Annotated in this window: 13 protein-coding genes and 1 pseudogene; all 14 read right to left on the bottom strand. The window is 54.4% G+C overall.

The annotated features are described in order from the left end of the window. Window positions 1–10: 10 nt before the first annotated feature. Window positions 11–160 carry a hypothetical protein gene (locus J9253_RS20750; protein ID WP_210222702.1) on the bottom strand — a complete coding sequence of 50 codons (150 nt, stop codon included), beginning with the start codon at window positions 158–160 and terminating at the stop codon, window positions 11–13. Further along, on the bottom strand, window positions 135–731 hold the full coding sequence (locus J9253_RS20745; RefSeq protein WP_210222701.1) for a 4Fe-4S binding protein: 597 nt from the start codon (window positions 729–731) through the stop codon (window positions 135–137). The genes J9253_RS20750 and J9253_RS20745 overlap by 26 nt, the downstream gene beginning before the upstream one ends. Before the next feature lie 194 nt (window positions 732–925). Further along, window positions 926–2,077, bottom strand: coding sequence for an RNA-guided endonuclease InsQ/TnpB family protein (locus J9253_RS20740; RefSeq protein ID WP_210222700.1), 1,152 nt, complete (start codon window positions 2,075–2,077; stop codon window positions 926–928). Between the two features lie 31 nt (window positions 2,078–2,108). Further along, entirely contained in the window at window positions 2,109–2,567 is a 459-nt protein-coding gene (locus J9253_RS20735; RefSeq protein ID WP_210222699.1) for a hemolysin III family protein, read from the bottom strand. A gap of 95 nt (window positions 2,568–2,662) precedes the next feature. Beyond that, window positions 2,663–3,130 carry an MCP four helix bundle domain-containing protein gene (locus tag J9253_RS20730; RefSeq protein WP_210222698.1) on the bottom strand — a complete coding sequence of 156 codons (468 nt, stop codon included), beginning with the start codon at window positions 3,128–3,130 and terminating at the stop codon, window positions 2,663–2,665. A gap of 219 nt (window positions 3,131–3,349) precedes the next feature. Further along, window positions 3,350–4,723 (bottom strand): cbb3-type cytochrome c oxidase subunit I, encoded by a 1,374-nt coding sequence (locus J9253_RS20725; protein WP_210222697.1) that lies wholly within the window; start codon window positions 4,721–4,723, stop codon window positions 3,350–3,352. Between the two features lie 12 nt (window positions 4,724–4,735). Beyond that, window positions 4,736–5,170 (bottom strand): c-type cytochrome, encoded by a 435-nt coding sequence (locus tag J9253_RS20720; RefSeq protein ID WP_210222696.1) that lies wholly within the window; start codon window positions 5,168–5,170, stop codon window positions 4,736–4,738. Between the two features lie 363 nt (window positions 5,171–5,533). Then, window positions 5,534–7,006, bottom strand: a pseudogene (locus tag J9253_RS20715) (ISNCY family transposase). A gap of 149 nt (window positions 7,007–7,155) precedes the next feature. Then, on the bottom strand, window positions 7,156–8,370 hold the full coding sequence (locus J9253_RS20710) for an RNA-guided endonuclease InsQ/TnpB family protein (protein WP_210222695.1): 1,215 nt from the start codon (window positions 8,368–8,370) through the stop codon (window positions 7,156–7,158). Window positions 8,371–8,566: 196 nt separating this feature from the next. Continuing rightward, on the bottom strand, window positions 8,567–9,685 hold the full coding sequence (locus tag J9253_RS20705) for an ATP-binding protein (RefSeq protein ID WP_210222694.1): 1,119 nt from the start codon (window positions 9,683–9,685) through the stop codon (window positions 8,567–8,569). 1 nt (window position 9,686) lies between these two features. Next, window positions 9,687–10,355, bottom strand: coding sequence for a response regulator (locus J9253_RS20700; RefSeq protein ID WP_210222693.1), 669 nt, complete (start codon window positions 10,353–10,355; stop codon window positions 9,687–9,689). Between the two features lie 6 nt (window positions 10,356–10,361). Next, window positions 10,362–10,979, bottom strand: coding sequence for a cytochrome b/b6 domain-containing protein (locus tag J9253_RS20695; RefSeq protein ID WP_210222692.1), 618 nt, complete (start codon window positions 10,977–10,979; stop codon window positions 10,362–10,364). 12 nt (window positions 10,980–10,991) lie between these two features. Then, window positions 10,992–11,528 carry a diheme cytochrome c gene (locus J9253_RS20690; protein WP_210222691.1) on the bottom strand — a complete coding sequence of 179 codons (537 nt, stop codon included), beginning with the start codon at window positions 11,526–11,528 and terminating at the stop codon, window positions 10,992–10,994. Between the two features lie 10 nt (window positions 11,529–11,538). Beyond that, on the bottom strand, window positions 11,539–11,955 hold the full coding sequence (locus J9253_RS20685; protein WP_210222690.1) for a DUF1924 domain-containing protein: 417 nt from the start codon (window positions 11,953–11,955) through the stop codon (window positions 11,539–11,541). Window positions 11,956–11,999 lie beyond the last annotated feature (44 nt).

Below are 11,999 nucleotides of genomic sequence, written 5' to 3'. Positions count from 1 at the left end.
TTGACTTGAATCAAGCGGGTTTTTCAGCTATACCCGCATCTTTTGCCACCGCTTTAGCACGTTCACCATCCACCCATTGCAACAGGGAAACCCCGCTGGCGTGTTCCTGCACCTTGCCGCAAGCATCAATACAGCTATGGCATTGGGTACAAGTGAACATGTTGCGCTTGATGGTGCGTGGTTTCAGGCGCATCGGGCAGGCGTGTTCGCAGGCGGTTCAGCGAAAAGCTCAGCAAATTGCTGTAGATGTCCTTGGGTGGTAATAAATAGGTCAGCAACACTACCGCCCACACCAAGGAAATAAGCACCACCACCACGCCTGTCACTGACCAGTACCACGGGTTGCGGGGAATGTGTTTGCCATCGGCCTGCTGTTCCGGTAACACCTGTTTCTCCCACAGGCTGGGCTTGCCGGATGCACGACGCATCAGGTTATTGACCACTTCCACCACCGCAAAATGCGGGCACAACCAGCCGCAATACAAACGCCCGTATTTCCACGAAATCCAGCCCCCTACCCCGACCACCAGAAAGATCGGCAGAAAGATGCGCAAGAAAATGCTGCCAACCATTTCCATGCTGTCACTCTGTGCGGTGAAACCCAATCGCCACGGTTCCCCCAGAAAAAACAGGTGGTTAAGTGTCAGGTCAAAGCGGAATAAATCCAGCGGCGGGGCAAGGACGAATAAGGCAAAAAAAGCCAGCCGGACTAAAGTACGATAACGTTGCATACTCAACACCTAAAGTTCATCGAAAAATGCACAGCATTGACCCGAACATGCGGACACGCAGGTGCAATGATCGGCACGGTAGACCGGCTCAGGCGGCATACCAGAACACCGCCACGTAATGACATACCGTCCCTGCCATGACAAACAGATGCCAATTGACTTCCTCCCCTCCCTAAAGGAAGGGGATTCCTAATTCATCGAGAACAGGACAACGACACCGAAATGCCATCACCACTAACATTCTCTCCAAAGGCTAACACCGCTAGTCCGGCGGCTAAAATGTTTACCGCTGCATTCACGTCACGGTCATGGGTTGTGCCACATTCCGGGCATTCCCAAGACCGCACGTCCAGCGGCATGTTTGCTTTCACGAACCCGCAACAGGAACAACGTTTGCTGGACGGGAAAAACCGCCCGATCTCAACGTATGTCCTGCCAGACCAACCAGACTTGTATTCAAGCTGTCGGGTAAATTCGCCCCAGCTTGCATCAGCAATGTGTTTGGCTAGTTTCGGGTTCTTTATCATGTTCTTCACAGCAAGATTTTCAGCACAGATCACTTGGTTCTCGTTAACTAATCTGCGGGACAACTTGTGCAAGTTGTCCGAACGGCAATCGGAGATTTTCGCGTGAACACGGGCAACCTTGCGTTTAGCTTTCAACCTGTTCTTGCTACCGAGTTTTTTCTTGGCAAGACGGCGTTGATACTTCGCCAGTTTAACCGCGTGTTGGGCGGTATGACGGGGATTGCCGGACTTGAAGCCGTCGCTAGTGACGAACAAATCCTTGATGCCCACGTCAATGCCCACCTTTTTATCGGTGACAGGCAACAACGTGGGTTCAAATTCACACAGGCAAGACACGAAGTAGCGTCCGGCCTGATCTTTGGAAACAGTAACGGTGGTAGGGTCAGCAGGAAGCTGACGGCTCCACTTGATAGCCAACGGCTTGTCACACTTAGCCAGTTTCAGTTCACCGTTTTTAAAGGTGAAAGCTCGGTAAGTAAACTCTGCCGACTGGCGGTGTTTTTTGGATTTGAAGACAGGGTATTTTGCCCGGCCTTCAAAGAAGTTCTTGAATGCGGTTTGCTGGTTCCGCAAACATTGTTGCAGCGGAACACTGGAAACATCATTCAGGAACAGGGATTCAGGGAGCTTCTTGATGGCGGTCAATCTGGCGTTTGCGCCCGTATAACCGACTTTTTCCTGAGACTGGTAATACGCATCAGTGCGGTAACGCAAGATGCTGTTGTACACGTAACGCACACATCCGAACGTCTGAGCCAGCAGCTTTTCTTGCTGCTGGTCAGGGTAGAATCGGAATTTATAGGCGCGTTTCGTTTTCATGTTTCACCTTTTACTACATATCATGTGAAAGTTAAATAACTAAAGGTAGCCTAACGAAAAGAGGAGCGAGAACAGGGTCGGCTAACGCCGACGCGCTATCCCTCCCCGACCTAAAGGACGGGGTATCTCGCGCAAGATAGATGAAATGACCGTAACGCAGGCGTGCGCCAGTGGCATAAAACACCACGCCTGCCGTATACGCCACCCCGCCCGCCACCAACCACAGCAGACCCTGAGCAGGTAAACGGGCAGACAACGGCTCGATGGCAATTAACACCACCCACCCCATCAGGATATAAAGCAGCACGGTCGTCGTGGCAAAAATGCTGACCCCCACAATGAACCCCGCTGACGGGTAGCTGATGGCCTGTAACACCAGAAACGGTGTAACCACCAGTGCCGCCGCCAGCGCTATCCCGTGGCTGACACTATTCGCCACCTCTTCGGCTCGCGTCTGTTCACGCGGAGGAATGACCCGTGATTTACCCACGACTGTTCACCTTTACGTTGCTATACGGGCGACCACCTATACATTTTAGGGTTTCACGCCCCCCTCAAAGAAAGAGGGGGGGGCAAGAAAAAGGGTTATTTTGCACCTGATTCCGGTTTCACTTCTGGATCAGGTTGTGCACCTAATTCGGTAAGTGTCCCCTTCATCTCTTTCATCCGTTCTGCCTGAATGGTCGTGGCTAATTGCTTGGCATCTTCCACCTTACCAGCTTTGACGGCAGGAATGATCTCATCGTCACGGGTCTTTTTGAAATCTCCCCAGACTGTATTAAACGCCTCAAGTTTTGTCACCTCCTCTGGTAATGTCTCCTTATCAGCCAAAGCCGCAGCGACACCATCATCTACACCCTTGGTAGCCTTGGTAATCTCCTCCTGATACTTGTCTTGATCAGCAGCATCGGGGGCAGCAATCATCGCCACCAGGTTCTCACGGGCAGCCATCAAGGATGTCTTAATGGCATCAGCATCTACCGCAGCTTGAGCCACTTGGGTAAACAGCAAAGAAACCACCAGCGTGGTAAATACCTGCATTATCTTCTTCATAATCCTATCCTTTTAACAAATGAGAAGTTAAAAACGTTACACAACAAAATATAAACCCAAGCAACGCATGATTTAATTTTGCACAGAAATGCTATGCTTTCAGGGGGCTGAATCACCTTGACTTGGGTCAAGCCAACAATCCCGGTAAAAAACAAAAAAAACCGGCTGGAGAGGAGTCTACAGCCGGAAGGAAAGGAGTCACGACTCGATAAGAGCAGACTACGCCTGTTGTGCCTTACGCTCAGGCAGGAAGCTCAGGATAAACAAGACGACCCCAACGAAAAACACCACGCCAGAAACTTCACGCATCCAGTAGAACAGGCTGATCTTTTCCTGCACCACCATGAAGGCTTGCGGCGCATCACTGTAACGTTGCAGGTAAACTTGCAGGATACCTGCCCCGGTCAGGAACAGGGTGATGAATACCATCGACACCGACATCAGCCAGAATGACCACATTTCCATGACCTGCTGGCGATTACTTTTCGCCTCCTTGCCATGCATGATCGGCCAAGCGAACGAGATAATGGTCAACACCACCATCACATACGCACCGAAGAAGGCCATGTGACCGTGTGCGGCAGTGAGCTGCGTACCGTGGGTGTAGTAGTTGATGGGGGCAAGGGTATGCAGAAAACCCCAGACACCCGCCCCCAGAAATGCCAGTACGGCTGTCCCCATTGCCCACAACACGGCGGCCTTGTTGGGGTGTTCACGCTTGCGCTTGTTGATCACATTGAAAGCAAATAGCGTCATGATGAAGAACGGGATCGGTTCCAGTGCCGAGAAGATCGACCCCCACCATTGCCAGTACCCCGGCGCACCAATCCAGTAAAAGTGATGTCCTGTACCAATGATGCCAGTAATCAGCGCCATCGCAATGATCACATACAACCATTTTTCAATCACTTCGCGGTCAACCCCGGTCACTTTAATCAACACAAACGCGAGGATCGCCGCCAAGATCAATTCCCACACGCCCTCAACCCACAGATGCACGACCCACCACCAGTAGTACTTGTCTTTCACGAGGTTGTCAGGGTTATAGAACGAGAACAGGAAGAACACTGCCAAACCCAGCAGCCCCGTGAGCAACACAATGGTCACAACGGTTTTGCGCCCAGTCAGTACCGTCATGCCGATGTTGTAGAGGAAAGCCAGCGCCACCACCACGATACCAATTTTGGTAATGGTCGGCTGTTCGAGGAACTCACGCCCCATCGTCGGCAGCAAGTCATTGCCGGTAATTTTTGCCAAGGTTGCATACGGCACAGACAGATAACCGACCACGGTTAACAACGCTGCCCCCAGAAAAACCCAAAACATCAGCACCGCCAGTTTGGGGGAATAGAGTTCACGCTGCGATTCTTCCGGCACGAGGTAGTAAGCCGCGCCCATAAAGCCCATCAACAGCCATACGATCAAGGAATTGGTGTGCACCATCCGCGCTACGTTGAAAGGAATTTCCGGGAACAGGAAATCACCCATGACGTACTGGAGACCCATCACCAGGCCAAACAGCACTTGCACCACGAACAGCCCGATGGCAGCCATGAAGTACAGTTTTGCGACCGACTGAGATTGATATTGCATGATACGTCCTCCTTAACCCTGAATATTTGGTGGCCAGTTTTCGGTATTGATTTCACTGGAATATTTCAGGAATTCAACGATTTCATCCAGCTCCGCGTCGGTAAAATTGAACTGCGGCATACTGCGGCGACCGGGAATGCCATCCACCGGACGGCTTTTGATGAAGCCTTTAATGGCTTCCTTGTTTTCGCCAAAACGCTTGTAGACATTGCCAAGTTCCGGGGCAAAATACGCCCCCTCACCCAGCAGCGTATGGCAACCAATGCAGTTATTGCGCTCCCACAAACGCTTGCCTGCCGAAACCTGTTCGGTAATATTTTGATGATTGTCACGCGCAGGCCAAGCGTTGTGCGTGTCAAAGGTTAGGGCAAGAAATAACAGCAGGAAAAAAGCCGAACCGCCGTAATAAATATTCCTCGCCATGCTTTTGGTGAAAACTTCTTGCATGGTGTGAGTCCCTCCGTATTTGCAAAGTGTTACGGAGTGAGACTAGGGGAACAGGCGGGTCAGCAGCCTTGACTCAGGTCAAGAACAGATAGTCCTGAACAGGGGATGCTTGACATCCTCCCCTCCCTGAAGGAAGGGGATTCCTACTGCATTCAGCTATCTAGTGTCTGACCGAAAAAGCCTTCCTGCCGCCACGAGTGCCCAATTTTAGTCCATGCAGCCGTTTTCCCCGCCACCTTCTGGCAAGCACGAGGGTAAAACGCTGGGTTTCAAGGCATGGCTGGCAGCGCAGGCTTGCCTTCGGTGCAGGGGCTGCCCTGCCTTCCCGGCATTTTCCCTCATCGGTCGGCGTTGTGGGGTGGTTCAGGCGGCTTGGCGCTGTCGTCGGCGTTCATCCTTCTGCAAGGCCTCCAACGCCCTGGCCTGTAAAATGGCCCCGACCTTTTGCAGGTTCCTGCCCACCACCGCCAGTGCCACATAGCGCTTGAAGCGTTCCAGCCCCCGGTCGGGGCAATAGTCCAGCCCATGGACTTCCAGTGCGTTGATGCCGGATTCCACCGCTGAGTGCTGGCGTCTGGCCTGGACAAACGCCGGGTCGGTTTCACGGGCAGTGTCCGCCTGGCTCCAGCGGCCGTTTTCGGCAACACCACCCGGTCGAGCAGTTCGGCCAGTTCGCGCTGGTTGGCCGGTGAGTGGAACCCCTTGTCAAAGCTGCACGCGCTCAGGGAGGGGAACAGCGCTTTGGCTTGCTTAACCATGGTCACGGCAATCTCACTGTCGGGGCAGTGTTGCATCACTTGGTGGTGGAGGATGAAGCCGTCAGCCGATTCCATCACGCACACGTTCAGGCCCAGCTCCACCGGCACACCGGCTTTGCCCTTGCTGAGCCATTCGCTGTAATCCTCGAAGAGGGAGAAGATCTTGTCGCCGTGGGGGATGGTTTCCCCGTCCAGCACCCGCCGCCGCACCAGGTCAACCTGATGCCACCCGTACCCCAGCCAGCGCTGGAGGTCGTTGCCCGACCGGCTGTCCAGCAGGCTGAGGGGCAGGTCAGCCACCGTTTCCTCCACTTTCGACAACAGCGCGGCGCACAGGCCCAGGTAGGTGTGGTGGGCGTCACGGATGGCCTGTTGCCGGGTGGCCTGCTTGTCCGGGTCTTGGGAGCTGGAGTGCTTGAGCTTCTGCGCATGACGGCAGGCTTTCTTCACCTGGCGGAGATTGTACTGCCATTGCCGCCAGCGGCTGTCGCCGTGCCCTTCACACCAATCGGCCACCGTGCGCACCGAACAACGCACCGCGTCGTACAACAGGTTGATGTCGGTCGGGTAGTGGATGTTGCTTTCCACCACGAAGGAGTCACAACGGGCGCTCAGCGGCGCGGCTTTTTTTTAGCAGCTTGTGACCGGCCTCCACCACCAACTGGTTGATGCGTTGCAGGCTGGCTTCGTCCACCAGAGCGGCGTTGTCCTTGACCGTTTGCAGCTTGTACTCATCGTCATCATCCCAGAAACCATGCCCCAGCATCTGACGGATGCTGCGGTGCTGGTTCGCCATCTCCAGCAGCCGGTCATAGTCCCAGTTCAGGTTCACCCGCAATGTCGCCAGCACCAGCGCATTCCACAGATCCATGCCGGGGCGTCCACGGCTGGCGTCCACCTCCGCCGGAACCCGCTTTTCCAGCACCGCAAACACCGCCTCACGCAGTTCGTCTGTCACATAAATGTATTGCAGCCCTTGCAACACCTGCGGGATGTCGTCCCGCGAACGTGGGTTGAAGGTCAGCCTGCCGATGTCAGCGTGACCCAGGCGAAGTTGGCGGGCGATCACTTCACGCATCGTGTGTCTCCTGCGAAGTTTGGCGGATGGATGCCCTATTTTGCCCTATTTTGGGCGCTTTTGCAGCTTTCTGGCCTGCTTCCGGGAAATCTTAGGGCAAGGAAAACGGGCGTAGCATCTTGATCGGAAAAGGGTTTTAGGGTTTCCGGTCAGACACTAGATAGCTGACTGACTTCGGTGGGTTCCTGCTTCACAGAGCGGCTTAAGGCCGCATCTCCACAGGCTAACAAGCGGTATCCCCGCTCTAAAACATTGATCGCGCCGACATGATCGGCGTGATTTTCATAGTGACATTGCACACACACAAACCGCGCTTGCGTCTGACGATTGTCCGCCGCTACATGGTGACATTCGGGGCATTCCTGACTGGTATAATGCGGCGGCACGGCAAACAACATCCCGCCCTTCCATGCCATTTTGTAGTCGAGTTGCCGTCGAAATTCACCCCAGCCTTGGTCGAGAATGGCTTTGTTTAAGCCGGACTTTTGGGCAACGTTCTTGCCGGGGTTTTCTGCCGTGCCTGCCGCTGACTTCGACATATTCCGTACCTGCAAATCTTCGATGAACACGAACGCGTGGTTTTGGCTGAGCGTGGTCGTCGCCTTGTGCAGGAAATCGCGGCGGGCATTGGCGATTTGCGTGTGAATTTTTTGAACGTTGGCTTGTGCCTTTTTCCAGTTGTTGCTGAATTTCTGTTTGTGCGCCATGCGCCGTTGGTATTTGGCGAGTTTGGCGGCTTTGCTCTTGAAGCTGTTGCGCGGTTCAAGGTACGTACCGTCGGAGAGCGTCGCAAAACGCGCTATACCAAGGTCAATACCGATAGCAGTGGTTGCGGGTGTGGCTGGCAATTCCACTTCGCGCTGGGTTTGGATGCTGACAAACCATTTGCCGCCTTTGCTGGAAACCGTGACATTGCGTAGTTCTCCCAACACATCGCGGCTATTACGGTAGCGTATCCAGCCGAGTTTTGGCAGAAAAATGCGGCCATTGCCTGGGTCGAGCTTGATTTGTTTGGGGTCGGGGTAACGGAATCTGTCACCACTGCCCTTGCGCTTGAAACGGGGGAAGTCGGCACGTTTGGTGAAGAAGTTTTGGTAAGCCTTGTCGAGATCTTTGAGCGCGTGTTGCAGGGGATGAACAGGGGAATCTTTCAGCCACGGGGTTTCCACACCGTTGCGCCATGCCGTCAGGTGTTTTGCCATTGCCACGTAACCGATGAATTTTTCGCCCGCTTCATGATTGGCTTGCTGCAACGCTAACGCCTTGTTGTAAACGAAGCGGCATGACCCAGCAAAACGGCGTAGTTGACGCTGTGTTTCACCATGGGGCATGAGTTCGTATTTGAAGGCTTGGTGTCGTTGCATCTTCGGAGTGTAGCTAAAAAAGAGCGGCTTGAGTGGGTATTCTGCGTTAAACTGCGCGGATTATCCGACAAAACTACCGAACATCGGGCGGCTTCGCCACCCGCGCTATCCTCCCCGACCTGAAGGACGGGGTTTGCCGCGCAACCTGATCAACAGATGATTTCAGCAGTGTATTGGCTGTGGAAACGGCGCAAGCTTAGCCGAATATCACCGTGACACTCAAACCCTGCCCATCAACTGCGGGGGCAAGCTGCAAGCTCGCCTGATGAATTTCCGCAATACGCTGCACAATCGACAGCCCCAAACCGCTTCCCGTAGCAGACGTACCCAGCGGGCGGTAAAAGCGTTGGGTGATTTTCGCTAATTCCGCCGCAGGCAAACCGGAACCATTGTCGCTGATACGGATACAAGGTTTACCCTGTTGGTGCATAATATCTACCGTCACCAACGTACCCGCTGGGGTGTAACGCACCGCATTATCCAGCAGATTGCGCACCATCACTTGCAACAAGGCGGGCAAGCCCTGCACCGTGATGTCCGCACCGTCGCGTAATTCCAGATGCACCCCGGCTTCCAGCGCTTGCGGGGCAAGCTCTGCCATGACTTCGGCAACCAAGGTGCGTAAGCGGCACGCTTGTAAAGCTGTCGTATCCACACTTTCCAGCCGCGCCAATGTCAGCAACTGCCCGATCAAGTGCGTAGCACGGTTACAGCCTTGAATCGCATTATCCAACGCGTGATCACGCCCTGCGGCATCACTTGCCCCTTGCGCGACTTGCAACTGTGCCTTGATCGCCGCAATTGGGGTACGCAATTCGTGGGAAGCATCGGCCGTAAAGCGGCGTTCGTTTTCGATCAACTTGCCGGTGCGGGCAAACAGGTGGTTGAGGCGCTCGATCAGCGGCATGACTTCACGCGGCGCAGCCACATCCAACGGCGCAAGATTGTCCGGCTGACGACGGGCGACCGCTTGCGTCAGTTTGACCAGCGGGCGCAAGCTGGCAGCAATGACCCACCACAACAGCCCCGCCAGCAACGGCAAAGCCACCCACAAGGGCAGCAACAGATTGCGGGTAATTTTCAACGCCAGTTCATCGCGCATCCCCGCCAATTCAGCCGCATCATCGCCATGCTCATCATCATCGTCCTGATGGGTAGAATGCCTCCCCAAAAAGGAAGCTGCTTGCGCCGGATGTTCATCCAGCACCTCGCCGAGCTCATGCCGCGCATCGTAATACGTGAATGCCGCCGCCCCCATCCACACCAGCATCACCACCCCTAACACCAATAACAGCAAGCGTTGTTTCAGTGACATATCAGGCCGCCTTGTCGCGGGGAATCAGGTAGCCCACGCCCCGGATGGTTTCGATCAAACCGGGGTACAGTTTGCGCCGCAAGTGATGGACGTGAACTTCCACCGTATTGCTTTCCACCTCCTGCCCCCACGCATACAGCTTGTCCTCCAGTTGCGCACGGGAAAGCACCCGCCCGACATTCAGCATCAGCGCCTGTAACACGGTGAATTCGCGGCTGGCCAGTTCCACCGTTTCCCCCTGATAACGGACGCAATGCCCAGCGGGGTCAAGTTCCACCCCACCGACTTGCAACAGCGGGTTCACATGCCCATTGGCACGGCGGATCAAAGCACGTAAGCGAGCAGCAAGCTCGCCCATATCGAAGGGTTTGACCAGATAATCATCCGCTCCATGATCCAGCCCGCCAATGCGGTCTTCCACCGTATCGCGGGCGGTCAGGATTAGCACCGGAATAGTGGATTTACGTTGGCGCAAGCGTTGCAACACGTCCAGACCGGACAAGCGCGGCAAGCCCAAATCCAGCACTACTGCCGCATAAGGTTCGCTAGCCAGCGCGTGATCGGCTTGCACACCATCACGCACCCAATCCACCGCATCACCGGCTTGCGTCAGCCCTGCCTGAATGGCATCGCCCAGCAGGGCATCGTCTTCCACCACCAAAATCCGCATACGGGTTTAACTCCCCGATAAGTAAACGATCAAGAAGACTGCGCTCAGCAATGCCATCGCCATACCGAGCCAAACGTAACGATGGGTAATGCTAACCGCATTTGCCGCCTGCTTGTATCCGGTAAACATCGCACGCACCAGATTTTCCCGATGCAATACGCTGCTAATCAGCACGCCAGCAATATGCACGACCACCACACCCAGCATGAGGTTGGCGGTGATTTCGTGCAATTCTTCAAACAAGTCTTCGTCACCGAATTCCCAATACAAGCCCAAACCGCTCAGGCCAATCAATAAACCCAGCGCCAGCAGCAGGAAAATCGCCACCCCACCCGCCGGATTATGCCCCACATAATGCTGCGGTGAAGGGCTAAGCAGGGAACGCACATACCCCACCACTGCCGCTGGTTTGAACAAGAAGGAGCCGAACCGGGCGTAAGCTGTCCCCACAAAACCCCACACCAGCCGGAACGCGATCATCCCCAACATCAAGTAACCCAGCGCCAAATGGATGTCACGGTAACGCTCACCCTCTGAGGTCAGATACGCCCCCGCGAAAGACAGCGCCAGCGTCCAATGGAATACCCGCGTCGGTACATCCCACACCAAAATACGTTGCAACATGGCAGCTACTCCTTAACGTGGGATACGCACGCTATCTTCGTCAAAATTGCCCTTATCCGCACTCGTATGGCACGCCATGCAGTTGGAAGCACTTTTGATGGAAGCCCTCTTCCACGTCGCCGCAGATATTTCATCATGTTCATGCTTGAACCAGCTCGTTTCAGTAATCCGCAACACGGGTTTTTCACCGCTATCGGCTTTGCGCTCAGGCGCAGCATTCTGTTCAAGGAATGGCAGGATTTCGGCAACTGTCGCTTCATCCAGACTCGCATCCGTGTCGAAATGCTTGTCCAGCGTCCCCATCATTTCCCTCCAGGAAGCCGCAGGCAACATACCGGGCGGGTAAGCCATGTGGCAGGCACTGCATTCGGTCTGAAACGTTGCATCGCTAGCGGTTAGCAAACCACCTGTCATGCCTTCACGGCCTTCACCATGTTCCCTGCCCTCATGTTCGTCATCATCACCGAATGCTTGCATGGCACCGAAACTGGATAGCAGCAATACCGCTAACGTGATGGCAGCCGTAGATTTTTTTGCGTTGAATAACATGGTGAACTCCTTACTGGATAGCCATTAAATACGTCAGCACATCGCCTTTTTCCAGCGAGGTACACTCGCGATCCAGCACATCGCCACAGTTGCGCTTGAACCACTTGTTCACTTTTTTCAGGTCAGTGAAGCGTTCGGCATTGACGGCGGGAGCCAGCGGATCAATCACTTTATCGGTTTTAGCGTGTTTGCCAGAAGCGGCGGGGTTAGAGGTGTGGCAAGTTGCACAGCTCCAGTCATTACCGTGGGTGCTGTTGAAAAATAGTTTGCCGCGTTCAGCATCAAAGCCTTGAAAATCAGGTGCTTCCGTTTTGGCTTGCGTGGTGAAGCCGTCGAGGATTTGCTGCGGTGTTTCTGCGAAAGCTGGAATGCTCGCCAGCACGCCACAGATCGCTAATGAGAGTGATAAACGATAGGGGGTTAACATGATTTTTTCCTCTGTTGTAACAATGAGTACAGACTGAGCCACTA

The organism is Thiothrix litoralis, from assembly GCF_017901135.1.
GTDB lineage: Bacteria > Pseudomonadota > Gammaproteobacteria > Thiotrichales > Thiotrichaceae > Thiothrix > Thiothrix litoralis.
Note: the sequence above shows the minus strand (reverse complement) of the source record. Positions and strands in the feature narration are given on the sequence as shown.